Here is a 26209-nt window from a genome sequence, read left to right as displayed (position 1 = left end):
TGCTGCTCTTCTCCTTTACTCCGTAATACAAGTTAACAAAAAAAGACCCAGGCAATGAGGCCTGGGTCTTCATGTTTGTCCTGAATCCTATCTGTACAATCATTTCAGTTGCTGATTAACGGATGTTATTTAAACGCCGGGATTGCAATATCTGCATACTTCTCTTCAAAGAAGGCTTTCACTTCTGGACCAGCCATACGCTTCGCCAGCTTCTGAATAGCTTCCGAATCCTTGTTATCTTCCCGGGCAACCAAGGTAATGGCAAAATGGGAATCATCCTTCTCAGTGAACAGCGCATCCTTCTTCGGTGTAAGTCCAAGCGGACTCGCATAGGCTGGCGTCATGGCAACCAGATCCGCATCATCCAACATACGGGCGAGCATCAACAGATCCACTTCTTTGAACTTGAAGTTCTTCGTGTTTTCCGTGATGTCTGCTTGCGTCGCATTAAAACCGACGCCTTCTTTCAGCTTGATCAGGCCGTTCTGTTCCATCATCACCAGCGAGCGCCCAATGTTGGACGGATCGTTGGCAATCGCTACCGTTGCACCTTCAGGCAATTCTTCAATGGATTTATACTTCTTGGAATATGCTCCGTAGATGGCATTGTAGATCGGTTGAACAGCCACCAAGTTAGCGTTATTTGCTTCATTGTACTGATTCATGTAAGGTACGTGCTGGAAGAAGTTTGCGTCTACTTCTTTGTTCGCCAGTGCAGTATTCGGTTGAACGTTATCGGAAAGTACAACAACTTCCAGATTAACGCCATCTTCTTTCAGCAATGGTTTCACAATATCCAGCACATCCGTCATTGGCGGAATCAAAGTAGCTACTTTCAACGTCACTTCTTGTCCGGCTTGAGTGCTTTCCTTATTTCCTTCCGCCGCAGGTGTTTCTTCTTTTTTGCCGCATCCGGCTGCTACCAGCGTCACTGCCAGCAGCATGAGCATTAGTTTTGCTTTCATCTGATATAAACCCCTTCATCATGTAATCTGTATTGTTCATGCTGTAATTCAATCTTTCTGCAATGCTTGTCCTTCTTCAGGATCTGCGATCGAGCCAGCGGGACAGTCTGCTGCCAGTAAATTGGATCATCTGTACCAGGATAATCATAATGATAATCGTAAATACCATAATCTCCGTCTCGAATCGCTGATAACCGTAACGAATCGCAAAATCACCAACACCGCCACCACCGACAATACCCATGACCGTAGAGTAAGAGATAAAGCTAATGGTTGCCGTAGTTAAGCCGAGTACAAGACTTGAGCGAGCCTCCACATACAGGAATTTCACCACAAGCTGTATGGTCGATGCACCCATAGAAGAAGCAGCTTCAACCACCCCTTTCGGGACATCAAGCAATGCCTGTTCTACCAGTCTGGCGTAATAAGCAATGGCGATGACCGAGAGCGGCACGGTTGCCGCGAGCGTCCCGATGGATGTTCCAACGAGCAGACGTGTGAACGGAATCATAAATACCACTAGCAGCAGAAACGGGAAGGAACGAATGATGTTGACGAGACTTCCCAGAATCGTGAACAGAGGTCGATTCTGATAACGTTGCCCTTTTCTGAACAGATACAGCAGTGTACCCAGAGGCAACCCGATTAACACGGCTGCCGTGATGGAGATCCCCACCATGACAAACGTCTCTCCGATGGCCTGCCAAATTTCATGCTGATACTTCACAACGGACTCAGGTATCATCGTTTTGCTCCTCCTGGCCGCCATGAAGAGAGGTATTTCGTCCACTCATGGATACATCTTCGCCCATCAACAAGGATGTTAGAAGATCAGGCTTCGGTGCCGGTATGCTGCGTACTTCCGCTTCCGACAGCGTTTTGATGATCCTTCCCTCTTTCATCACCGATATCCGGTTGCAGAGCTTTCGGGCAACCTCCATCTCATGTGTAACGAGTACAATAGTTACCCTCAGCGTTTCATTGACATGACGCAACACATCCAGAATTCCACTCGTGGTCTGCGGATCAAGCGAAGATGTTGGTTCATCACAGAGCAGCACATCCGGGCGGCTGGCTAGTGCTCTGGCAATGGCAACACGTTGCTTTTGCCCTCCACTTAACTGTGCAGGATACTGGTTGGCCTTATCTTCAAGTCCGACAAATCTCAACACTTCAAGTCCCCGTGCAACCCGCTCGGTACGGGATACGCCAGCGAGTTCCAGAGGCATGCAGACATTGCCACTTACGGTCCGATTGCTGACCAGATTGAAGTGCTGAAAAATCATGCCAATGGACCTCCGTGCCTGACGCAGACTATTCTCACTCATCCGGGTCAGATGCTGCCCATTCACAATGACTTCGCCGTCATCCGGCTTCTCCAATCCATTGAGCATGCGCAGAAGTGTGGATTTCCCTGCACCACTAGAGCCGATAATGCCGTGGATCTCTCCCTGGCCTACTTCCAGGGAAACCGAGCTTAACGCTTCGAATCCCTGATCTTCACGGGACCCACGCTCGTTATAACGCTTGCTTACCCCGTATAATGAAATCATGGGAGATTCCTCCTGCGATTAATCGTACATGGTCCTTCAAGAACACATGAAGAAAGCCCGCACAGCCGATAACCGGAGCGCGAGCAATCCTGTTTATTTATAATAAATCATCATCCCACATGAAACAAGCTTTAACGTGAGATATCTGTGTGCAAATCATTTGCATCATATATACTAAACCGTCCGTTGGACGACCCAATATAGACTTCATTTCCAAATCGATTCATGGTTCCATTCTTCGCATCCCGATCCCGGTGCTCCGGTGTGCCCATCACAACATCATGCACACGGCCAATCAAGGTACCGTTATTTTTATCCATAACCAGTAGATCCTCTCCCATCGGCAGCAAAAGCTGATCTTCAATCACCACGTAACTCCCCTGATTGGTAGGGTATCGAAGTGACGAAATCGTGTTTTGTGTATTCCAACGTGTCTCTCCTGTATCATATGCAAGGGCTGCCGGATAACCGTTTTTGACTACATATAATTGATCGTCCTCCACAAATCCTCGTTCGATCTTGCCCTTTTTCGTCCAACGTTTTGTGCCGCTCTTGGCATCGTACAGAGTGGTTGTGAAATCTGCGTAATCGCCGTATATATCCCCTTTCTTGTTTTCACGAATGAGCAGCTTGCCGTCGCTCAGCACCTCAAATTGCTGTCCATTCCGAGCAGGGAATTGTGCAAGCTTCTTGCCAGTATTCAGATCAAGCAACGCCCACTGATCTCTCAACAACATCCAGCGTTCTGGCTGAGTTGACGCAAAGGGATCAAGACGGTATATTCCATCAAAGTATGAATTGTTCTCAGGATGATCCACAGTTGGTTTACCAACCTTGATGCTCCATACGGTTCGGCCAGACAGAGGGTCCGCTGCGACCAGTTGGTTTTTCTCCCAATACATCACATAAGGGTCATCTGAACCTTTGTTTAACAGTTGATATCCTGTACTAAGTTTTCTTGTCCATAATGTTTTTCCATTTGCACTGTCCAACACCGTTAACCAGCTATTACTTGAGCCTTCGACAACTGGGCTACTCACAACAACTACATTCTTTGCGGCAGTGATGCCGTTCAATCTGAATTTTTGCTTGGGAGCATACTCCCATACGACATCACCGCTCTTCAACTGGAGGTGGCGTATACGATCTACGTATTCTTTCTTGTCAGGGTCATAGTCTGTATACATTGTAACGTATTGGCGTCCTGCATCCACTTCTACCTGCTGTCTCCCATACCCCGCATTGATCTCCCATAATTTCTTACCGGAATGTCGGTCAAGAGCATACATTGAACTCTCATAATGAAAACCACTAAATCCACCGTCATCCCCTTTCATCAGGAGCACATCATCTGTCGCTGCTTTCAAAAAGGTATAGTTGATATCGCCTTGATTTGTCCATATTGGTTTCCAAGGTAGCGTTATCGGCAATGACTTGCCTGTGATTTTGGTTGTGAATTCATATTCATCCGAACGACTGAAGCTCCAATCCGTCACCACATGGTTCCGATCATCTTGCGGTATATTCCAGCGTGTTCTAGCAAGTTTGCCGTTCTTATTGAATGTCACCAAAAATTGCGCGTCTGCTCGCTCATATCGCCAAGTCTGTCCAATACTCATCGTATAACCGGTGTCATTCAAATTGGCCGAATTCTCTTTCCAATCCGGTTCGCCGAGCCATTGTTTGACTTGTTTGGAGGTTGTTTTTTTGTTCAGTGTGATATCCGTCAAATGACGTACAGCCAAAGCGGACTGCGATGCATCCTGTTGAAACCAACCATCCGCTACAATGGCTTGCTGCTCTACAGCCTGTGCTTTAACCCACAGCAATGCAGGACGATAGGTGAATGATTCCTTATTCCAGACGCGCGGGGCAATAGAAACGCCATACCAATCCTTCGTCGCTGCAACAATCAAAGCCTGGTCTGTCAGCGTTGGACTTGGAGTCCAACTTGTCGTACTTCCAGGAGCCAGATACAGCTTACTTCCGGGACGAAGACTGAACGTCTGGGGAGTTACAGTCTTCAGGCTTCGGCTTTCCTTGGATGCATACCAGGCGGGAATCCAGAGTTCACCTCTGTTGTAATCCTGGAATTGGATCCATTCGCCGCGAACGGCTTGTACTTTGATTTTCTCGTTGCTGGAAGTGTAGTACTGTATTCCCATCAAATCAACGGGCATTTTGTTACCTATAACTTGGGTGTATAGGGGTATACCTGCCTCCAAATTCAATGTATCACCCGGTTTATAGGTCGTTTTCGTTTGCGCAGATAAGGATTGAGTTGTCGAACCGGAGCCCTGTCCTGCCTGTATTTCCGTATTCGTATCCAGCAGCATGAATCCTGTAAACAGCACGGCCGATATTCCGCTTACAGTGATCCATAGGTACCCCGTCTTTTGCCACTTCGACCCTGTCTTCACACTCGTTCACCTCATCTATTTGAAGTTATTTCCATTAAAGACGTTTTGAACAAGGAAAAGTTACTGTTACCCCCAAATATATTTATAAGGTGCAAATAATTACAGGTCTCACCTTACATCCAATAGGGTTGAATTATAAGGAAATGTGGTTCCAAATATATAAGCAGCGGTTAACATGATGATAAAATATCCCACAAACCATACATCCGCTCGGGAATACCCGATCTGAACGTAATAGGTCCGGCTCCCACCTTCCTTGAATCCTTTTGCTTCCATCGCCACCGCCATACGCTGAGCACGGCGAATACTCTGTGCAAGTAGTGGAATAGCATATCGTTTCAATATGCCGTACACATTCCAACGGGAGCCGCGCTGCCTCGTTCCCCGAATACGGATGGCATACCGCAACGTCTGGAATTCATCCAGCAAAATCGGAATCATGCGCATCGCCGCCAGAAAGCTATAAGCATACTTGGGTGGGAGCCTCCACTGCTGCATGAGGGAATAAAAGAGACGCACAGGCTTCGTCGTCAGGCCGAACAACAATCCAGCTGCCGCCATACTTAGAGAACGAAATCCCAGATGCAACCCGCGATAGAAGCTCTCTTCGGTAATATGAATCAATCCGCACTGAAACCAGGTGGTCTCGCCTTTACCAAACATGATCATACCTGTGGAAGTTGATATAAATACCAAAATGAACGGGGACGCATACAGCAATAATCTGGGCCATGGGTGACCCGTCCAGCCCAGCAGTAACAGCATGACAACTGCCACATTAGCCATTACATTCAGGTTGTGAACAAGGATGACGAAGACAAACAGCAATGTCAGGAAAATCATTTTCAACCCCGGATTCACCGCGTGAAGCCAGGTCTCACGATGAGGAAACGAGAGCTGCATCCGTTAACCTCCCCTCATCCACCTTCCAGATTCGGTTGCAATAACGTTTTACGATTTCATGATCATGCGTAACCATCACGATGGCTGTCCCTTCACGCCGCAGCCGCTCCAGCTGTGATAACATGGCAAAGGTATTCCGCGCATCCTGTCCAAAGGTAGGTTCATCCAGTAACAAAATACGCTGTTCCCGTACCAGTGCTGATGCTACACTCAGCCGTCGTTTCTGTCCCATCGACAATTGATATGGATGTCTCCCCGACAGCTCAGTCAGTCCGAATTGCTCCAGCATTTGATCGGTTCGAATACCTCTTTCTGCGGCAGTTAACTTGCCGCTCAGCAAGGAAAATCCCACTTCATCCCGGACCGTATTCGTCACGAATTGGAATTCAGGATTCTGGAATACAAAGGCAATACGATCTGCAAGTTGCTCGGTTTTTCCGGCCGATTGTCCTTCCACACCATAATGACCTGTCGTTTTTAGAATATTCATCATGGACAGCAATAATGAACTTTTACCTGCCCCGTTAGCCCCGACAATCCCCACCCAATCTCCGTGCCATACCTTGGCCTGCTCCACCTGAATGAATGGCGTTTTCCCGCGCCATCCGGTGAATTGCTGCATTTCCAGTGCTGGTTGGGACAGCGCAGAGGTTTCCCTCTCCTTATAATCTATACTTTCAGTTTCTGTTGCCCCATAACGAATAAACTCTCCTGTGACCAACGTCTGTGCTTTCGTCTGCCCTCGTTCTTCCCAAACCCCTGGATACCAGATTCCGTGTTCCCTGAGCATATTCCGCTCATCTGTAAACACCTGATTCGCCGGGCCATCTGCCACAATCTTTCCTTCAGGCGAAAATACGATGATTCGGTCCACCCACTCGACGATTTCATTAATTTTATGTTCCACGATAATAAGTGTTTTGTCCTGTGCAATCTGTTTCACCATATTCCACACCTGAGAGGTTCCTTCATCATCCAGCAGTGCCGTTGGTTCATCCAAAAAGAGTACGTCTGGCTCCATGGCCAGAATCGAGGCCATAGCAAGACGCTGCTTCATACCCTGTGACATGGATTGAATGAGTGTGCGATTATGCTCAAAGCATAACCCGACCTGTTCCAGGTATCGATGAATAAGAGCAGACATCTGCTCGCGTGGAATATTCCGGTTTTCCAGTACAAAAGCAATCTCTTCATCCGTATACGACATACAGAACTGGGTATCCGGATCTTGAAAAACAATGCCCGGCTGCTCAGGAACCTGAATGTCATCACATTTCATCGGAATCTCCACAGATCGCGGAATCAGACCGCTCAGAATTTGCAGCAAGGTTGATTTGCCAGAGCCACTTGGTCCAAGCAACAACACTTTCTCCCCTTGACGCACAGAGAGAGACAAGCCTTGAAACACCAAGGCCTTCTCTCCCGGGAACTTGCATCTTAGATTCGTAACACCTACTGCTTGCACTTTCTCCACTTCATTCATCTAGTCCAGCGCCTCATAATCCTGCTTCGACACCGGTCTAAGGGATCGTGTTACACCTGTAAGCTCCAGCGCTTTGGCGAGATAATAGGCGAATACACCTGCAATCAGAATACTGCCAATGAAGCGGAACCCGATAAACAGTGTATAGTTCCAAGCCGAGAGGGAATCAATGTACCCGTACTGATAATCCAGTACAAGCGAAGCCGCTGCTGCACCAATAGCCCCAAGGCAAGTGACGAGCAGATTGCTTTTCCGATACAGAAATGCGGCGAAGAAAATCTCTGCACCCAGCCCTTGCAGCAGCCCATATACCAGTGTGGACATGCCCCACTCACTTCCGAGAAAAGCACTCACCGTGGATGCCGCAACTTCTGCCAGAATGGCTACACCTGGCTTCCGAATGATTACAAAGGCAAAGGTGCCCGCCATGAACCACATACCGTAAATCATCTGCTCCGCATGAACGCCGAATGGCTTCATCAGATCATATGTAGGTCCCCATATTTTGTAGATCACCCCGAAAACCACTGCAATCACAATCGTTACCAAAATATCGGTTAACTTCAATCTGTTGCTACCCACTGCTGTTGACATGTTCTCTACTTCCTCCCTCTGTTTCCCTTGATTTAAAATAAATAATAAAACAAACAAAAAAGCCTCCCCGGTTCCCAGGCAGGCCATACGCACAGTTTACAATTCTCACGATGCTGCGCATTAGGCAGATATAGAGAAAGGAGACAACAAACGACACCATCCCCGTTACATCAGAAAAATTCCGCTGCACTCAAGAAACGCTGACATTTATTATTTATCCCTTATCGCTTAAATATTGCACATCGCAAATCATGTTCTCTACGCTGGCATTACCCAGATCAGATATACGGTCAGCGGCACAAGGCCGCTCTCTCAGCCCAACTTCATTGAGCTCCCGGTTCACTTATTTCATTGCTTCTACTGTACAACACATGGGTATTTGTGACAATCCCGATAAGGAAAAATCAGTTTAACCTAGAAGAAAGAGTGATTAACTATATGTTCTTCTTTGTACAAATATGCTTCTGCTTCAAGAAGTAACGTCTCTGTGATTCGTTACATCTCAGAAAGGTGCAAATGTGAGTGAAAAACGTGTGTCAGGTTCATTAAACCAAAATAACGCAAACAAGGGCTGTCCCCCGTCATATTCATGACTGATGGGACAGCCCCTTTAATTGTTTATGCATCATATTGTTTAGAGGAAAATTCTTGCGAACCGGTAAGCTCCGTTTTAATATTGTGTATTCCCGGATTGACTTGTTTTGCCCGATGCAAAGCCTTTAAACAAGGTCGGTACTTTGGAATAACGGGTATTTGTAATTTTGCCTTGCGATGTACTGCTATCCGTACGCATAATGGAATCTTTGACATTGGAAATGTCCGAGTTGTCGAGCGTCATGTTCACGGCGAAGGTTGTTCCGCCATTCTGGCGTACCAGCTTGCCAATATCGTCTGCACGGAAATTTTTAATGTTAATCGTTCCGGCTGCATTCATTTGAAATACTTTATCATAGGCCTTGTAAGCTGCTCCACCAGTGATGTTTACGGTTCCGGAAGACTTCAGCGTCAGTGCATCCTCGCCCACGTCTTGCCATACCACATTCGAAATAGAACAGTTACCGTAACAATGAACACCGTCAGCTGCAGGTGAACCGATAATTACATTTTTGAGTGTGGCGCCTGCCTCCAACCGAAATACCGGCTTCTGATCTTCCGCTTGAGATCCATCTCCCAGGGTGGAAGGGTTGGCTACATACGTTTGGCCTTTGCCATCAAAAGTTTCTCCCTTGGCTACAATAATCGTTGAGTTCACAACAGTAGGTGCAGCAAAAGCTGGAATTGCACCGAACAATGAAGCAACCAGACCGGCGGACAGCAACAACGTCAACATTTTTTTCATCACTTAAATCCTCCCTTATTCAGATGAATTGGCGTACAAGCATAAGCTTGTCTCAAGGAACCGATCAGAGGTGCACCTCTGGCTCGGAACCTACCCTGATCCTACCAAAAAAGGAGTGTTACGATAATAATCATTAGCTTAGATATCAAAATGACAGCATTATGTCTGTGATTTCGGCATTTTTTGTATCGTACTCCATTGTGTAATGTGCCGATCTCAACTTCGGGTATGCTTCTTTTACAACTTGTAATTTAGGGCTATATGTTCCTGTATAGGCCTATAAAAAAAACGAAAGACCACTTCATCTGTTTCCAGACAACGTGATCTCTATTATTTTGCATCTCATTTTATTTATTAAATTACGCTTTAAGCGCCAAACCGCTGACGATATCCACACTTCCGACATAATTCCTCCACTGCTTCCCGTTTGGAGAAACCATAGAACAGATTGTTGGCTCGTTCACCATCCACAATCTCCGAGAACGATTTTTCATGAACGTTACCCAAGTTAATTACACCCTCACCATCGAGGCAGCATGGAACTACAGTTCCATCGACAAGCACGGCAGCCTGACTGCGAAGCGCATGACAGAAGCCTTTACCATCATCTTCGGGTGCATCCAGACTCGGCCACTGGAATTCATGGTCCTGATTCAGATACACATTCGGGGCAATTTTGACACCGCTCCCTGGCACCACCTTCTCCTCAATACGGAAATCCAGATTGAACTCACGTTCAAGAACCTCCAGCGTCTCCCGGTTTCGGTTCATCTGCGCATTCGTGAAGTTATCCTGTGTCAAATTCCAGAGTCGGAATGAAATAATGACATTGTGCTTCACTGCTTCCCGGACAAAAGACAACACATTGCCCAGATAACCCTCACGGTCTGTAGAACCTTCGTGACCATCAAAGCTGTGCAGGGAGAAGTTCATCTGACGCAGTGCCGGTTTGCCGAGCAGTTTGTGCTGGGTTTTGGGCAGCAGCGTACCGTTTGTCGTAATGTTAACCTTGAATCCCTTTTCATGCGCTGAATCCAGTAACAGATCAATTTTGGGATGAAGCAGCGGCTCACCTTTGACATGTAAATAAATATGTTTGGTATGGGGTTTGATCTGATCCAATATATTGTTGAAGACTTCAGGGTCAATGAAATTTTTGGCACGTTTGGTCTGCGGACAGAAGCTGCATGCCAGATTACATATACTTGTGATCTCAATATATACTTTCTTGAACGTTTTCAACTCGGGGTCCCCATTCTGCTTAGAGGGAGAACAGTCCCACCCTCATTTGTGATCCGGCCCATATGTGCCACCACTATTATATCGGGTTCAGGTGCCAAGGTAAATCCGAGAACCGGTTTATCCCGTTAGGTCCATTTTATTTGGCTAATGCCAGATTAACAGATTCAATGGCATGTATTCGTGTTGTATCAAATAAGGGCACTTCTGAATCCTCCGGTTTTACTAATAAACCAATTTCGGTGCAACCTAATATTATCCCCTCGGCTCCATGATCAACTAATCTCTTAATAACCTCTTTATAATAATCCCTTGATTCTTGTTGAATTTTCCCTAAACACAATTCCTCATATATTACTTTATTTATGCCTGTTCGATCCTCTTCATTCGGCACCAAAACCTTAATACCATTAAACTCAATTCGTTTTTTATAGAAGTCCTGTTCCATCGTATATTTAGTGCCAAGTAAACCAACTGTACTTATTTTGGACTTTAGAATCTGATTGGCTGTTGAATCAGCAATGTGCACAACGGGTAAGCTAACTTTTTCTTCAATATGATTAATTACTTTATGCATCGTATTTGTACAAATTACAATCATTTCAGCTCCTGCCTTTTCCAAAGACTGAGCAGCATTGCCTAATAATTTCCCAGCGCTTTCCCATTCTCCTTCAGCTTGATAGCGCTCGATTTCTTCGAAATCCACGCTATATAAAATGCACTTGGCTGAATGCAATCCTCCCAATTTAGTTTTTACTTCTTCGTTAATAATTCGATAATATTCTAACGATGACTCCCAACTCATTCCGCCAATAAGGCCAATAGTTTTCATAAGCACTCCCCTCTCCATTGGTCATATCCCGAAAGCAACCTATAGAAATTATTAGACATTGTACCGTATCTTACATCTTAAATAAACCTGCCTCCGTAACGTAAGCAAAGTAAAGAGTCGATTGCCCCTCGTTCCCCCGTTCTATTATTACTTATAGATTCTTTCAATCGAAGTATAGGATGTATTGATTGTCCGGGTTATTGTGGTTGCTGAAACGCAATGCTAGAATCTAAACAATTTAAAACCAAGTTAAAACGTAAGAATAATAAGCTATGAGGAGAGTGTATTCATGATTACTGTTAAGGCACCTGCAGTATATGTACACGAAGCTAACATTCTTGAGCAAAGTGGTCCACGGATTGCACAGCTTGGGCAGCATGTTCTGATCATCGCCGGTGAGTCTGCATTAAAAGCAGTAAAACCTTATCTTCTTCCTTCACTGGAAGAGCATAAGATCAAGTTCCATGTGCAATTGTTTTACGGTGAGGTTACGACAGGCCAGATTGATACTTTTACGCAGCAAGCTTTCGATCTGGATGTTGATCTGATTATCGGCGTCGGTGGTGGTAAAGTGCTCGATCTGTCCAAAGCGGTAGCCGAGCAAGCCCAATTGCCCATTGTAACGGTCCCTACGATTGCCGCAACCTGCGCTGCCTGGTCCGCCTTAACCGTGCTCTATGATGAACAGGGCCAAGCTGCAGGATATCGTCCCCTGCGCCGTTCGCCCAATCTCGTTCTGGCTGATCCTCATATTCTGGCGAGTGCACCAAGGCGGTATTTGGCCGCTGGGATCGGTGACACACTCGTAAAATGGCATGAGTTCGCCGTTAATCTAAGTGGCAACGCCACCAGCCTCACTCTCCGAAACAGTGTCAGCACTGCCAAGCTTGCACTCGATATTCTTGAAGCGCACGCCATCGATGTCTATGAATCCACCGATACAACCGGTAGTACACCTCAATTCCGTGATGTTGCCGATGCCATCATTGTGCTCGCAGGACTTGTAGGCAGCATTAGCGATGGATCACTTCATGCTGCGATTGCTCACGGGCTGCATGATAGCCTCACCAAATTACCCGAAACACACGCTTCGCTACATGGAGAAAAGGTAGCCTTTGGACTCTTCACCCAGTGGATTCTTGAAGGCAAAGCAGGGGATGAGCTTCATGAGTTGACCACTCTGTTACATAAGCTGAATCTGCCCATCACTCTTGCCCAACTTGGGATACAACAACAGCCTCAGGAAGCTGCTGCGCGCATTGCAGCAGGACTACAGCTGCGGGAAGGCAGTGCGGCACATCTCTCCTTCGGAGTTAGCACGGCGCAGGTAACCGAAGCCATTCTTCAGGCAGACCGCATCGGCCAAACATTCATAGAATCCAGTCAGTCTAGTGAAAGCAGTACATACACCAAGGAGGTTTCCTCCCTATGATCCGTCCAAACCGCCAGTACACTCTTCCCTTAACTGCCTTTCTGTGCGCGCTTCTGTTGTTGCTGATTTCCGGCTGCTCTCCCGGAACTGATAATCAGGCCACCGGTACAGGCACAACACCGACAGTAGCATCAGCTGCTTCGAATAAAGACGTTACTATTCGGGTTGGTCAGACCGGATGGGGCAATCTCGAATTGGGGCTAAAAGCCGCCGGACTCGATGACACCCCCTATAAAGTCACTTATAACGTATTTCAGGGAGGTAACCTGATCCTCGAAGCGATGGCTGCAAATCAATTGGACTTTGGTGTGACCAGTGAAATTCCGCCCATTTTTGCATCTCAGGCTGCCAATGGTGGAAGCTTCAAAATTATAGCGGTACAACAAGGCAGCACCTTAAATCAGGAGGTCGTTGTTCCCAAAGATTCTTCGATCAAATCGGTTGCTGACCTGAAAGGCAAGAAAGTTGCTTTCGTAAAAAATACAACGGCCCACTATTTCCTGCTCAAAATGCTGGAGGAAGCCGGATTAACCTGGAGTGACATCAGTCCGGTCGAACTTTCAACAGCCGATGGACTCAGCGCCCTGATTAGCGGGAAAGTGGATGCCCTTGCCAGTTACGGCAATGCCATCATCTCCGCACATCAGAATGAAGCAACAACGCTCGCCAGCGCCAAAGATATCCTGTCAGGCAGCTTCCTTGTAGCCGCCTCCGATCAGGCTATTGCAAATGCGGAACAGAAAGAGGCCCTTGCTGATTATCTGGAGCGAATCAACAAATTCAATGATTGGGCTCGTGCCAATAAGGATGCATGGGCTCAAATTACAGCAGACAACACCCACCAGCCGGTGGAACAAGCCCTTAAAACCTACACGGATGGAGAAGCACAACGCCCATCACGTATTGTTGCCATTTCTGATGAGGCCATCAAGTCCGAACAGGACGTAGCAGATACGTTTCAGCAAGCGGGAATTTTTGGGCAGGCAGTCGATGTGAGCACATTCTGGAGTGATGCACTTCAAGATCAACTTCCAGCTCCAGGTAGTCAATAACGAAGGAAGCAAGGAGGTAGGCATAACGTGCGGTCCAAAACCTTTAACCGGGCATGGTTTAACCAGTTCATTCCTTTTGTTGTACCACTACTCATTCTGGCTCTGTGGCAATGGCTGACTGCATCCGGAGTTGTTGCAGCCAATATTTTGCCCCGTCCCGCTCAAGTACTGGAGGCCTTCATTCGTCTGCTTGGTAACGGTGAACTACTGAACAATATCAGTATTAGCGCCAGACGGGCTTTGGGAGGATTCCTCATTGGTGGGGGTCTGGGTTTTCTGCTGGGAGTGCTGAACGGCATCTCCTCCCTTGCGGAAAAGATCGCCGACTCCTCGGTACAGATGATCCGTAACATTCCGCATCTGTCCTTGATCCCCCTCGTTATTGTGTGGTTCGGGATCGGTGAAGAAGCCAAATTATTCCTCGTTTCCCTGGGGGTATTCTTTCCGGTATATCTGAATACGTTCCACGGCATACGATCGGTCGATCCCGGTCTGATTGAAATGGGCAAAGTATATGGCCTCAGTCGTTGGTCCCTTTATAAAGACATTATCCTGCCTGGTGCACTGCCTTCCATTCTGGTGGGTGTTCGTTATGCACTTGGCATTATGTGGCTGACCCTCATCGTAGCCGAGACGGTTGCGGCGGATGCGGGGATTGGATATATGGCAATGAACGCGCGGGAATTCATGCAGATGGACGTAATCGTCTTAAGCATTCTGCTGTATGCCTTGCTGGGCAAGCTGTCCGATACCATCGCCAAATGGCTGGAACGGCGCTGGCTGCGCTGGAACCCGGCTCTATCCCGCAAGTAAAGCCAAAGGAGCGTGAATTAATCCATGAGCACAAGTCAGATCAGTCCTTTTCTTCAAGTAGATGGGGTTCAGAAATCGTATGATCAGCGGACGATTCTATCCGACATTAACGTCAACGTAAGACAAGGGGAATTTGTAGCCATCGTTGGACGAAGCGGCTGCGGCAAAAGTACTTTGCTGCGTCTGATCGCCGGGCTGGAACCTCCCTCTTCCGGGAGCATTATGCTGAGTAACAGAAAGCTTGGCAGTACAGCACCCGAGACACGATTTCTGTTTCAGGAAGCCCGGCTGCTGCCTTGGAAATCCGTGCTCGACAATGTACGATTGGGCATCCCCGACAAGAACAAGGAAGATGCACGCCAGTCGCTTCGCAATGTAGGACTTGAAGAGCGTGAAGGTGATTGGCCGGGGGTATTATCTGGCGGACAAAAACAACGTGTCGCCTTGGCACGAGCACTCGCAAGTCATCCGCGCTTACTGCTGCTGGATGAACCGCTGGGTGCACTCGATGCATTAACCCGAATTGAGATGCAGCAGTTAATCGAACGCTTGTGGGCTGAAGAAGATCTGACCGTCATTCTGGTCACGCATGATGTCAGCGAGGCGGTTGCGCTGGCAGACAGGGTGCTTTTAATCGAGGATGGTCATATAACGATGGATACCCGAATTACGCTGGAGCGGCCTCGCGTTCGGGACAGCGGGTTTGCTCATTTTGAAAACCTGATTCTGAATCGATTGTTGACTCCTCCACAAGAGACACCACAGCAGATTGCCCAGAAACAGATATCATTCTCGATCTAATTCCACTGGAAAGAAGGCATGATTATGCAATCCCTTTCATCCGTTCCCTCTCCACCTGTTAAAGACTTGTTAAATCGAATTCCGGCTTATACGCCTGCCAAATCCATGGAACAGATCCGGAGGGAGTTGGGACTGGAAAGTGTAGATCGACTTGCAGCGAACGAAAATCCGTTTGGTTCTTCTCCCCTGGCAGCAGAAGCGGTCAGATCGCTGGGTTCCGATCTTTTGGCTCAATACCCCGACGGTTCCAGCCAACTGCTCCGTGACAAACTTGCGGAACGTCTAGGTGTGCGTACCTCCCAACTGGTATTTGGCAGTGGATCATTCGAGCTCCTAACCCTTACCGCCCAAGCCTATCTTAATCCCGGCGAGGAATCACTCATTCCGGTGCCCTCCTTTAACTGGTATAAGGGCGCTACGCTGCTGGCAGGCGGGGTTATTCATGAAGTGCCTTTGGTCAACCATTCGCTGGACCTGGAGCAATTCCGGCACCGGATTAATGCTTCTACCCGAATCATCTGGCTGTGCAATCCGAATAATCCAACCGGAACCATTTTCACGGCAGATGCCCTGCTTGGTTTACTCGAACATGTTCCCTCCCATGTCGTGGTTGTCCTGGACGAAGCGTATTATGAATTCGCGGAAAGTGAAGATTATCCTGATACGGTTAAGCTGCTGGAGCAGTACAATAATCTGATTATTTTACGGACCTTCTCCAAAATATATGGACTTGCCGGCCTACGAATCGGATATGGCATCGGGAATGAAAGCATCATTGAAGGCATTAACCGGGTCAAGCTGCCTATCAGTCTGACAGCCACATCCCAAGCCGCTGCTTCGGCCAGCCTGGATGATCATGAATTTGTTTCTCATTGCCTGCACTACAATCGTCAGGGACGGGAAACGTTAATGCAGTCCTTTGATCATTGGAACTTACCCTACATCCCTTCCGAAACAAATTTCATTATGGTGGATCTGTTGCAGGATAGTGGCCCGATTACCCAAGAATTGTTGAACAGAGGCATCTCTGTTCGCGGCGGTGCCGAATTCGGTATGCCTACCTGGCTTCGGATTACGATTGGCACACCTGAGCAGATTGCCCGGCTGATCGGTGAGCTTGATTCACTGTTACATTCCAACGATTAGAATCCTAGGTTACTTTCCTAACTCACATTACGCACACTTCTTTTAAGCCGCCCTCTTTACATTCCACTTGCATGTGATATATGCTGAACACACAACTGCATATCTTGAACATTGCACTAGGGGAGCCTTGCGGCTGAGACGAATCGAACGATTCGGACCCTTTGAACCTGATCTGGATCATACCAGCGGAGGGAAGTGGAGCGGCCTCTCAGTAAGCGGATTTTTTCATGTTGATGATGAAATTTAATGTGAATTGACTTACAGACCCACTCATTTCTCCGGAAATGGGTGGGTCTTTTTCGCGTTCTGCGGGCAGATCAGAAGGTGTAATTAAAGATCCCGCGGTTTGAGGTTGAATTTTGAATAACAAGGGGGACGGAACGAGATGGATAACGATATAACCCTTCACAACATGAGCTACGCTTTCCCGGGAAAAAGGGATTCCCCAGTGCTCTCCAATGTGTCGATGCGTGTAGCCAAAGGAGAATTCGTTTCGCTCATCGGTTCCAGCGGCTCCGGTAAAAGTACCCTCTTCAAGCTGCTGGCAGGCTTGCTTGAGCCAACACACGGAACCATTGACATTCCTTGGGTTCAAGAAGGAAAGCGACTGGGGCAGGTGGCCTACATGCCACAAAAGGACCTCCTGTTATCCTGGAGAACCGTCCTGGAGAATTGCATGCTCCCCGCTGAACTTGCTCCAGGTCGGCAGGATAAGGTAAGGATTCGAGCGGACATTCTGGCCGGTCTCGACCGATTTGGCTTATCCGGTCACGCGCATGCTTACCCGGACGAGCTGTCAGGTGGCATGCGCCAGCGTGTCGCGCTGCTTCGTACTTTGCTGACAGGTGGCCAACTCATGCTCCTGGATGAACCATTCGGCGCACTCGATGCCATGACCAAACGTGAGATGCATCGGTGGCTGCTGGAGCTCTGGGAGGGCCTGGGCAAAACCGTGTTGTTCATCACACATGACATTGAAGAAGCCCTGCTGCTCAGTGATCGGATTATCCTGTTAACTCCGGTGGGCCAAGGCCAACAGCTGCAGGATCTGACGGTACCTTTGCCACGTCCAAGACATTCGGACATGATCTACGAACCGGCTCTCGTTCAGATGAGACGACTACTGGAGGAACAATTGCATGCGAGACGGTAACTTGAGAGATAGCATGAAGCATAGCGTAAGAGGTTGGCTTGCCCGTTATGGTCTGTTTCTTTTGCTCATGATCTTGCTGCTTGCTCTCTGGGAGTGGATTGTGTGTATGGGATGGGTGCCTTCCTTCATCATTCCAGCCCCGACGGCGATTGTCCGTTCGCTGTATGAACATCACCACCTTCTGCTGGCTACACATCTGCCCGCTACCTTGATGGAGGTTATCGTTGGTTTTGGCTTGTCCATTGGTGCCGGGACTGCACTTGCAACGGGTATGCATATGAATCGGTCGATTGAAAAAGCGTTATATCCCTTCATCGTGATCAGTCAGACGATCCCGCTGATTGCCCTTTCCCCCGTCTTCATCCTGTGGTTTGGCTACACGCTGTGGAGTAAAGTGGCGGTGGTGTTCCTGATCGCATTTTTCCCGATTGTAGTGAGCACCTACGATGGCTTGCGCCAGGGTGATCCGGAGCAGCGTGAACTGCTGCTGACGATGGGGGCCACCAAGTGGGATATTTTTCGCAAACTCCAGATTCCACTTGCCCTTCCCTCCTTCTTTTCGGGACTGAAAATGTCTGTGGTGTATTGTGTGGTCGGTGCAACGATCGGTGAATGGCTCGGTGGAAGCAAGGGGCTTGGCTACTTCAGCCGCAGAATGTCGAGCAATATGAACACGGATGCGATGTTCGCCGCCATTATGCTATTATCCCTACTTGGTATCGCCCTGTTTGTACTCATTGCATGGATGGAGAGAAGATTTGGTACACCACGTCATGCAGGTAGAAGAAAAGCTGGATAACTTTCGGATTTCAAAACAAAAAACAAAAGAAACGAGGAACTTTACGTTATGAATAAAAAGCATATCTATTCCCTGCTCCCCATTCTGCTCATGTCTCTTTTGCTGATCGTCAGCGGATGCGGTAAAACGGGCATCAATACGCCCTCCACAGGCTCAACTTCCAATGCAAACGATACAGACTCATCTGCGATAGAAACGCCATCGGAATCCAAAGAGAAGCTGTCCATCATGCTCGATTGGTACCCAAATGCAGTACATTCCTTCATCTATGTTGCTCAGGAAAAAGGTTACTTCGCGGATCAAGATCTGGACGTGGAAATCCAGATGCCTGCTGATACGAATGATGCCCTCAAACTTGTTGCCGCCGGGAAGATCGATTTGGCACTAAGCTACCAGCCGCAAATTTTGCTCGCGCGTGGGGAGAACATTCCTGTACGTTCAATTGCTGCGGTCGTTCGTCATCCGCTCGTGCATCTGTTGACCGAACTCAACGGTAAAGTGAAATCGCCAAAAGATCTTGAAACGCTGACGGTTGGCTATTCCTCAATCCCTCTGTATGAAGCGATGGTGCGTACCATGATCAGCCAAGATGGCGGTAATGCCGACAAGATGAATCTGGTCGATGTAGGATTTGACCTGATTCCTTCCCTAGCCTCCGGACAGGCAGATGCCATTATGGGTGGTTTTATTAACCATGAACAATTGATTCTGGAAAAGGAAGGTCATGCCATGAAATCGATCAATCCCGTCGATTACGGCGTACCTGATTATTATGAACTGGTCCTCACTGCAAGTGATGCGGGCATTGAAGCGAAAAAGGATCAGCTTACCCGCTTCATCAAAGCGATACAGGAAGGACAGAAATATGTAACAGAGCACCCCGAGGACGCGCTGAACATTCTGCTCGCACATGAGAACGAAACGTCTCCTCTTGACCCGGAGATCGAAACCAAAAGTCTGAATATTTTACTGCCACTGATGAATGAAGAAGGTCAGCCGTTTGGCAGGCAGGACGCCTCTTCTTGGGAAAATGTACGTGCATGGTTGGTTCAAAGTGAACTGATTCCGGATTCCGTAAAGGCTGAGGATGCTTTTATCAACTTGCAGGGTGAGTAAGGAAGATGTCGCCCACAAGAGTAGTTTCGGGATTACATTTGGACGAATAGAATCTTTAACGAGGATGAGGGCCTTCTATTAGGAATTTTCTATATGGACTTTGCAGCTATCCGGGAATAACGTTTAACACCCGTCATTAATTGGAAACCAGCAACGTTGCAGAACTAACAACTGATTATAATGGCAACCTTCCCTGCTTTTATTGATCAAATTACTTATTTATAAGGAGGAACTTATATGTCTTATCTGGAACGTGTTCGTACGCAAAATCCGCTTGTTCATAACATTACGAATATTGTCGTCGCTCCGTTTACGGCCAACGGTTTGCTCGCACTAGGTGCATCTCCCTTTATGGCTTATGCGCATGAAGAAGTTGCTGATGTTGCCAAGATGTCGGGAGCAGTTGTACTGAACATTGGCACACTGGACGAAAAGGTGGTTGAGGCGATCCGTTTGGCTGGTCGATCAGCTAATTCAAATAACGTACCTGTTGTGCTCGATCCGGTTGGAGCTGGCGCAACCGCCTATCGTACGGAAATCGTTCAGATGCTCGTTCGTGAGCTTCGCCTCACGGTGTTGCGGGGCAATGTGGCAGAAGTCGCCAATGTCATCGGTGAGCGTTGGAGCATCAAAGGTGTGGATGCAGGTCAAGGCGAAGGAGATCGAATCGGAATAGCGAAACGGGCAGCACTAAAACTCGGCTGTGTGGTCGTCATTACCGGACGCGAGGATGTCATTACGGATGGACAAACGACGTTCCTGGCGAGTAATGGACATGCCTTGCTTACCCAAGTGACTGGTGCAGGCTGCTTGCTCAGCTCGGTAATTGGTGCTTTTGCAGCCATTGCGAAACCGGGAGAAGACTTGCTGAACAGTGTTGTGGAGGCACTCGCTTTCTATGGCGTTGCAGCAGAGATTGCGGCGGAACGCACCGCTGACCTTGGACCGGGCAGCTTCCAGATCGAATTGCTGAATCAACTGGCCCAAGTGACACCTGACGTTCTCGCAGAGCGAGCACAGGTTCGCCAGTTTGATGGAGGTGCGTAATGAGTATTGCGCAGGCTTTGACGATTGCTGGTTCCGATAATGGTGGCGGCGCCGGAATTCAAGCTGATCTGAAGACCTTTCAGGAGCTTGGTGTGTACGGCATGACTATAATTACAGCTATCGCTGCCCAAAATACAACAGGTGTGCAGGGCGTCTTCCCTATTTCATATGAAGGTATTGCTCAACAGTTGGATTCGACTGGTGATGATTTTCAGCCTACAGCCGTGAAGACGGGCATGCTCTATAGTGCTGAAATAATTAAACTGGTTGCCGAGAAATGGCAGCAATATGGATGGTCCAATTTGGTCATCGATCCGGTTATGGTTGCCAAAGGCGGCGCCCCTCTGCTGCAACAGGAGGCCGTTCAAGCGTTAATTACAGAGCTGCTGCCTCATGCACTGATCACGACACCGAACATTCCGGAAGCCGAGCTTCTTACTGGAATGTCCATTTTGAATTTGAGTCAGCGCGAAGAAGCCGCAAGACGAATCGTGCAGATGGGCTCCACGTATGCTTTGGTGAAAGGTGGTCATGATGAGGGAAGTGGCATGATTGTCGATGTGCTTTATGATGGGCAATCTTTTCACTATTTGGAGAACGTTCGGGTAGTGACAAGGCATACTCATGGAACGGGATGTACGTATTCTGCGGCCATTACTGCCGAATTGGCGAAGGGCTCAACTGTACTGGCTGCCGTCACCACCGCGCGAGCATTCATTCAGGCAGCCATCGAAGATGAGCTGGGGATTGGGGACGGACATGGGCCGACGAATCATTTTGCGTATCAGCGCAGACTGCGGGGTGAACAGTAATGCGCCCTCTGGATGCAGAAGCAATACGGCATGCGCTGCAGGTGTATTTGGTCATGGGCAGCGTGAATACGACGCGTGACCCGGTGGAAGTGCTGCGCCAAGCCATCGCTGGCGGCATTACGCTGTTCCAGTTCCGGGAAAAAGGAACTGGCGCTCTGGTTGGCGAAGCACGCATCACGCTTGCGAGGCGGCTTCGCGAGATGTGCAGCCAGCACGGAATACCGTTCATCGTGAACGATGATGTGGAGCTGGCTGTGGCGGTGGAGGCCGACGGCATACATGTCGGCCAGGACGATGCGGACGCGGTGCTGGTACGCGCCCGCATCGGAGAAGGGCGGATGCTTGGCGTATCCGCCCACTCCGCGCTGGAAGCCCGCCGTGCAGTTCAGGCGGGCGCCAACTATCTTGGCGTCGGGCCAATGTACCCGACGCGTTCCAAAGCGGATGCCCACGCTGTGCTGGGCCCCGCCGGGGTAGCCGAACTGCGCGCCGCAGGCATCGCAGTTCCGGTGGTGGGTATCGGCGGCATTACGCCCGATACCACGGCCGCCGTGATGGCGGCAGGAGCCGACGGCGTAGCCGTCATCTCCGCCATCGCGGGCGCGGCCGATGTGCGCGCAGCGGCTGCGCAGTTCGCTGCGGCGGTGCGCGGGATGCAGGCGTAGCCATGCGCTCCCTGCACCGCCAGCCGTGTGCTGCACCAGATAGATGGTGCAACACATTCAATCATTCTCAAGATGCAGCCTCTGTGCCTGCATCTTATTTTTTCATTTTTACTAGTTGACTCTCACGTAACGTGACGCTGTACAATCGGTGGTGTAAGGAGGTTTCCCATCATGGCCATGAAAGTAAAAGAAGTGGCCGAACTTGTCGGGATCAGTGTGCGCACACTGCATCATTATGATGAGATCGGACTGTTAACACCGGACGAAGTGACTTCTGCCGGATATCGACTGTATTCAGATGCCAATCTTGAAATGCTGCAGCAGATTATATTTTTTAAAGAACTCGATTTCTCTCTGAAAGATATCAAGGAGATTATAAACAATCCATCGTTCGATCGAGAAGAAGCTCTAAATATGCATCGCCGTATTTTGCTGGAGAAACGCCAGCGGTTGGACCAAATGATCGCCACCATTGATAAATCGGTTCAACACGTGAGAGGAGAAATTAAGATGACAGCCAAAGAACAATTTGAAGGGTTTAACTTCAGTCATAGTCCGTATGAACAGGAAGCGAGGGAACGTTGGGGAGACCAAGCAGTGGATCAGGCTAATCAAAAGTTAAAAAACCAGTCTCCTGGGGAGCAAAAAGCTCTATCCGATCAAATGAATTCAATCTACACTCGTCTTGCAGCAATTCGTCACACGGATCCAAACTCTGCCGAAGCTCAATCCGGAATCTCGGAATGGTACAGCTATCTGAACAACATGGGCAATTATTCTCCTGAAGTCTTCAGAGGGTTGGGCCAAATGTATGTAGACGACGAACGTTTTACAAGTAATATTGATCAATTCGGTGAAGGCTTGGCTGTATTTATGAGGGATGCCATGGCTATGTTTGCTGATCGAAACAGTTAATCTAGGCCTACATGGATTCCACCTATAGCATTATCCGTATTATTCGATGCCCCTCGCAATCAGGTATCGTTGTAGACAAGTTGTTCTATATCGATCTTTCTATTGCTAATGAAAACTTACTCTCTCGATATAGGCAATATGCTCGTATTATATAGAACCCCGTTCTGCCACATCTTATCCGTGTTCATGGAATGTGCTGGACAGCCGAGGGATTCAACATTACTCAGTTTACACAAAAAAGGGACGTACGCCCTAAGACGTCACGTCCCTCTTGTAGTATCTCAGCCGCAATGTGAATAAGCCATTACAGTTATTCACTCTGAGTACTTTTTTAATGAAGGCAGTCCCTGTATTACACAAGTCTTGCTTCCTGCTAGCCATTGGTTAAGCTCTAGGAGCGTGATCAGACGAAGAAGCATCCGAGGCCAGACTGGTCTTCGCCATCCGTCCTGGAATCTGCCATGCCGATACAATCGCCAGTACGATGAATAACAGGTCAACCGGCTCGCTGAAATAATCCGTAAAGGTATCCACAAATGCACTAACCATCTCACCATCGAACACCAGATCCAACATGCTTGCATCGCTGAACAACTCTGAAGTAAAATACACCACCGTCAGATACTTCCCAAGCAAAATGCCGATAAGGGCAAAGATAACTGCAATGGCTTTATGTGCCGTCGCGATCCGTTTGTTCGAGAACAATACAACCGCGTAGCCTGCGAGCGCCCCAATGACGATAGCAATGAGCCCTAGCTCCCTTTCCGTCATGGCAGCGATTACTGCCCACACAATTCCTCCTACAATTGCTGCCAATAATCCACCAACGATTGGCATGCCGATCTTGATCCCTTGTTTCTCTTCCACGTTGTCTTTCCCTCCTGAGTCATGCTTATGCTTCTTTTCCAGAATTCACCTTTCCTATGAAACCACAAATACTCCTTTTATTCAACAAAATTCTCTCTGCTTTTGTTTCGTCCCCTCACTCTTTAAGAAATAGGCACATCCGCCTAATAACCGCATATTCTGGTTAAAACGTGTTTGGAAGGAGTACTCCCCATGTACTATGTTCCCTATTACCGAAATGACAACTTGCTGTTAGCGCAAATTTCCAAAGCTATTAATGGAGAATCCTCAGCAATTGCCTGTTACGCCAAACTGGCAGAATTAGCACCCTCAGAAGTGGAAAAAGCTCGTATTCTGGAGATACGTCTTGATGAATTAGAGCATCTTCAAAAATTCACCGCCATTTATGTTTCGTTAACAGGTACGCAACCTACGGTCCAAATCTCTTCGGATTGTCCATCAGAGTATTTCGCGGGAATAGATTATGCTTTTAGTGATGAGCAAAACACGGTTGAGTTTTACTCACAAGTCGCAGATCAAGCAAATGACCCTTACATTAAGGAATCGTTTCGACGTGCAGCAACGGATGAACAGAGACATGCCGTCTGGTTCCTGTATTACTTAACAAAGCATAAGTCAAAAACATCTTCTGAGAATTCTCCTCTTACCAAATAACGAAAAAAATCCCCTCTAGAAGCTTTCGCTGGCGTAGAGGGGAATACTATATAAATCTAATTATCTCATGTCAAAAGGCATTTTATATAAATCAAGCTCCCTTGGCAGGATTAATGACAGCAGCAATCTGCGCCAAAATGGCATCCACCGATGCTGGGTCATTCACATCATACTCATCAATGTTCAAACGCAGCACTGGACAAGCCGTAAATTGATTAATCCATACCGAATAGCGCTCATGCATATGCTCCCAGTAGGAACGGTCGGTCTGAATCTCCATCTCCCGTCCGCGTTCCGTAATTCGATTCAGAATGGATGGCAAGCTGCCTTCCAGGTAAATCAGTACGTCCGGATGAGGGAAATACGGTGTCATCACCATAGCTTCAAACAAACTGCTGTACGTCTCAAAATCCGTAGCCGACATTGTGCCCTGATCCGCATGCATTTGCGCAAAGATACCTGTATCCTCATAGATGGAACGATCTTGTACAAATCCACCGCCCAATTCAAAGATTTTCTTCTGTTCCTTGAAACGCTCTGCCAGGAAATAAATCTGCAAATGGAAGCTCCAACGTTCAAAGTCATGATAGAACTTCTCCAGATATGGATTGTGGTCGACTTGCTCGAGTGAAGTCTTGAAGCTCAAACGCTCAGCCAGTGCGGCTGTCAGAGTGGATTTGCCCACCCCAACGGTACCTGCTACCGTAATTAATGCATTCGCCGGAATGCCATAGTTATTCATGTGATATACTCCTTTACCTGATTAACAATCTGTTTGAAATGTTCGGGATGTTCTACAAAATCGAGTTGTTCCGCATTCACCTTGATAATTATCGGCGGATTTGGGCTGCTGGCCAGGTAAGCCATACCTGTTTTATAATCTGCAATTAACTGCTCCATATAAGCCGGGTCCATATCCTGCTCAAAAGACCGTCCACGTTTGTTGATCCGGTTCATCAATGTATCGAGTTCAGCCTCAATATAGAGAACCAGATTGGGTTTCGGCAGATCATCCGTTAAGAGATGATAGATTTGACGGTATTTGTCCCGTTTCGTTCCCTTTAAGGTACGTTCAGCAAAAATCATATTTTTATAGATATGATAGTCTGAAATGACGGGTGTATTCTTCTTAATATAGTGCACGCCTGTGTCTTCCAGTTGCTTAAACCGGTTACACAGAAAAAACATTTCAAGCTGGAAGCTCCACTCATCTATATCCTGATAGAAGGAAGCCAAAAAAGGATTCTCTTCTACAATTTCCTTGACCAGCGGAAGGTTCAATTCCTGAGAAAGCATCGTTGCTAACGTTGTTTTCCCCGCACCAATCGGACCCTCCACGGCAATAAACGGGGCTGATTTCATCGTAATTCAGTTCCTCCTCGTACTCATGCGTGTTTCCGTTTCTATATAGACCCCACCTATTGTATCACAGCTTGGATGATGGGAAGGCCAGTATTTTATGTATAAAATGAGTTTTATCTCTAAGACGAAGATATATAAAACAGCCTACAGGAGTTATATTCATTCCCATGATCATAATAACAGAAAAAGACACGATCGCTTAATTACGATCGTGTCTTTTGATTGCTTGGCGGCGTCCTACTCTCCC

Annotated in this window: 26 protein-coding genes and 1 riboswitch; of the genes, 13 read left to right on the top strand and 13 right to left on the bottom strand. The window is 47.8% G+C overall.

The window, feature by feature from the left end; genetic code table 11:
* Positions 1-125 precede the first annotated feature (125 nt).
* The 10 genes from CS562_RS09995 to CS562_RS09950 form a co-directional block, all read right to left on the bottom strand.
* Positions 126-965, bottom strand: a complete 840-nt coding sequence (locus CS562_RS09995; protein WP_076290419.1) for a MetQ/NlpA family ABC transporter substrate-binding protein — start codon at positions 963-965, stop codon at positions 126-128.
* 76 nt (positions 966-1041) lie between these two features.
* Positions 1042-1710 carry a methionine ABC transporter permease gene (locus CS562_RS09990; protein ID WP_083678999.1) on the bottom strand — a complete coding sequence of 223 codons (669 nt, stop codon included), beginning with the start codon at positions 1708-1710 and terminating at the stop codon, positions 1042-1044.
* Positions 1700-2518, bottom strand: a complete 819-nt coding sequence (locus tag CS562_RS09985; protein WP_099855383.1) for a methionine ABC transporter ATP-binding protein — start codon at positions 2516-2518, stop codon at positions 1700-1702. The genes CS562_RS09990 and CS562_RS09985 overlap by 11 nt, the downstream gene beginning before the upstream one ends.
* Before the next feature lie 131 nt (positions 2519-2649).
* On the bottom strand, positions 2650-4938 hold the full coding sequence (locus tag CS562_RS09980) for an outer membrane protein assembly factor BamB family protein (RefSeq protein WP_099855381.1): 2289 nt from the start codon (positions 4936-4938) through the stop codon (positions 2650-2652).
* 108 nt (positions 4939-5046) lie between these two features.
* Positions 5047-5841: an energy-coupling factor transporter transmembrane component T family protein gene (locus CS562_RS09975; protein ID WP_099855379.1), complete on the bottom strand. Its 795-nt coding sequence runs from the start codon at positions 5839-5841 to the stop codon at positions 5047-5049.
* On the bottom strand, positions 5816-7324 hold the full coding sequence (locus CS562_RS09970) for an ABC transporter ATP-binding protein (RefSeq protein WP_099855377.1): 1509 nt from the start codon (positions 7322-7324) through the stop codon (positions 5816-5818). The genes CS562_RS09975 and CS562_RS09970 overlap by 26 nt, the downstream gene beginning before the upstream one ends.
* Positions 7325-7918 (bottom strand): ECF transporter S component, encoded by a 594-nt coding sequence (locus tag CS562_RS09965; RefSeq protein ID WP_099855375.1) that lies wholly within the window; start codon positions 7916-7918, stop codon positions 7325-7327.
* A 670-nt stretch (positions 7919-8588) separates the two neighbouring features.
* Positions 8589-9257 (bottom strand): pectate lyase, encoded by a 669-nt coding sequence (locus CS562_RS09960; RefSeq protein ID WP_076290425.1) that lies wholly within the window; start codon positions 9255-9257, stop codon positions 8589-8591.
* Between the two features lie 366 nt (positions 9258-9623).
* Positions 9624-10499 carry a radical SAM/SPASM domain-containing protein gene (locus CS562_RS09955; RefSeq protein WP_064640556.1) on the bottom strand — a complete coding sequence of 292 codons (876 nt, stop codon included), beginning with the start codon at positions 10497-10499 and terminating at the stop codon, positions 9624-9626.
* Positions 10500-10635: 136 nt separating this feature from the next.
* On the bottom strand, positions 10636-11328 hold the full coding sequence (locus CS562_RS09950) for an aspartate/glutamate racemase family protein (protein ID WP_076290427.1): 693 nt from the start codon (positions 11326-11328) through the stop codon (positions 10636-10638).
* Positions 11329-11617: 289 nt separating this feature from the next.
* Here CS562_RS09950 and CS562_RS09945 point away from each other — a divergent pair, with 289 nt between their 5' ends.
* From CS562_RS09945 to CS562_RS09890, 12 genes are all read left to right on the top strand, one after another.
* Complete coding sequence (locus CS562_RS09945) at positions 11618-12760, top strand: iron-containing alcohol dehydrogenase family protein (protein ID WP_099855373.1); 1143 nt, start codon at positions 11618-11620, stop codon at positions 12758-12760.
* Complete coding sequence (locus CS562_RS09940; RefSeq protein WP_099855371.1) at positions 12757-13812, top strand: ABC transporter substrate-binding protein; 1056 nt, start codon at positions 12757-12759, stop codon at positions 13810-13812. Before CS562_RS09945 ends, CS562_RS09940 begins: the two co-directional genes overlap by 4 nt.
* A gap of 27 nt (positions 13813-13839) precedes the next feature.
* The gene (locus CS562_RS09935) at positions 13840-14625 is read left to right on the top strand and encodes an ABC transporter permease subunit (protein ID WP_076290430.1); all 786 of its coding nucleotides are present in this window, start codon (positions 13840-13842) and stop codon (positions 14623-14625) included.
* 24 nt (positions 14626-14649) lie between these two features.
* Positions 14650-15426, top strand: coding sequence for an ATP-binding cassette domain-containing protein (locus CS562_RS09930; protein ID WP_076290431.1), 777 nt, complete (start codon positions 14650-14652; stop codon positions 15424-15426).
* A 24-nt stretch (positions 15427-15450) separates the two neighbouring features.
* Positions 15451-16572: a histidinol-phosphate transaminase gene (gene hisC, locus CS562_RS09925; RefSeq protein WP_099855369.1), complete on the top strand. Its 1122-nt coding sequence runs from the start codon at positions 15451-15453 to the stop codon at positions 16570-16572.
* A 108-nt stretch (positions 16573-16680) separates the two neighbouring features.
* A riboswitch (TPP riboswitch) is annotated at positions 16681-16783 on the top strand.
* A gap of 174 nt (positions 16784-16957) precedes the next feature.
* Positions 16958-17725 (top strand): ABC transporter ATP-binding protein, encoded by a 768-nt coding sequence (locus CS562_RS09920; RefSeq protein ID WP_099855367.1) that lies wholly within the window; start codon positions 16958-16960, stop codon positions 17723-17725.
* The gene (locus CS562_RS09915) at positions 17712-18524 is read left to right on the top strand and encodes an ABC transporter permease (RefSeq protein WP_373561710.1); all 813 of its coding nucleotides are present in this window, start codon (positions 17712-17714) and stop codon (positions 18522-18524) included. The genes CS562_RS09920 and CS562_RS09915 overlap by 14 nt, the downstream gene beginning before the upstream one ends.
* 48 nt (positions 18525-18572) lie before the next feature.
* Complete coding sequence (locus CS562_RS09910; protein WP_099855365.1) at positions 18573-19640, top strand: ABC transporter substrate-binding protein; 1068 nt, start codon at positions 18573-18575, stop codon at positions 19638-19640.
* Between the two features lie 237 nt (positions 19641-19877).
* The gene (gene thiM / locus CS562_RS09905) at positions 19878-20687 is read left to right on the top strand and encodes a hydroxyethylthiazole kinase (protein WP_099855363.1); all 810 of its coding nucleotides are present in this window, start codon (positions 19878-19880) and stop codon (positions 20685-20687) included.
* Positions 20687-21499, top strand: a complete 813-nt coding sequence (gene thiD, locus CS562_RS09900) for a bifunctional hydroxymethylpyrimidine kinase/phosphomethylpyrimidine kinase (protein ID WP_076290435.1) — start codon at positions 20687-20689, stop codon at positions 21497-21499. Before thiM ends, thiD begins: the two co-directional genes overlap by 1 nt.
* Positions 21499-22164: a thiamine phosphate synthase gene (gene thiE / locus CS562_RS09895; protein WP_099855361.1), complete on the top strand. Its 666-nt coding sequence runs from the start codon at positions 21499-21501 to the stop codon at positions 22162-22164. Before thiD ends, thiE begins: the two co-directional genes overlap by 1 nt.
* Positions 22165-22335: 171 nt before the next feature.
* Complete coding sequence (locus CS562_RS09890; RefSeq protein ID WP_099855359.1) at positions 22336-23079, top strand: MerR family transcriptional regulator; 744 nt, start codon at positions 22336-22338, stop codon at positions 23077-23079.
* Positions 23080-23463: 384 nt separating this feature from the next.
* Here the strand turns inward: CS562_RS09890 and CS562_RS09885 are convergent, their stop codons facing one another.
* Positions 23464-23946 (bottom strand): hypothetical protein, encoded by a 483-nt coding sequence (locus CS562_RS09885; protein WP_256716863.1) that lies wholly within the window; start codon positions 23944-23946, stop codon positions 23464-23466.
* A 192-nt stretch (positions 23947-24138) separates the two neighbouring features.
* Here CS562_RS09885 and CS562_RS09880 point away from each other — a divergent pair, with 192 nt between their 5' ends.
* Positions 24139-24600, top strand: coding sequence for a ferritin-like domain-containing protein (locus tag CS562_RS09880; RefSeq protein ID WP_076290438.1), 462 nt, complete (start codon positions 24139-24141; stop codon positions 24598-24600).
* Between the two features lie 91 nt (positions 24601-24691).
* Here the strand turns inward: CS562_RS09880 and CS562_RS09875 are convergent, their stop codons facing one another.
* Positions 24692-25342: a deoxynucleoside kinase gene (locus CS562_RS09875; RefSeq protein ID WP_076290439.1), complete on the bottom strand. Its 651-nt coding sequence runs from the start codon at positions 25340-25342 to the stop codon at positions 24692-24694.
* Positions 25339-25962, bottom strand: coding sequence for a deoxynucleoside kinase (locus CS562_RS09870; protein WP_076290440.1), 624 nt, complete (start codon positions 25960-25962; stop codon positions 25339-25341). The genes CS562_RS09875 and CS562_RS09870 overlap by 4 nt, the downstream gene beginning before the upstream one ends.
* Between the last annotated feature and the right edge of the window lie 247 nt (positions 25963-26209).

Source organism: Paenibacillus sp. LK1, assembly GCF_002750415.1.
GTDB classification, from domain to species: Bacteria; Bacillota; Bacilli; order Paenibacillales; family Paenibacillaceae; genus Paenibacillus; species Paenibacillus taichungensis.
Note: the sequence above shows the minus strand (reverse complement) of the source record. Positions and strands in the feature narration are given on the sequence as shown.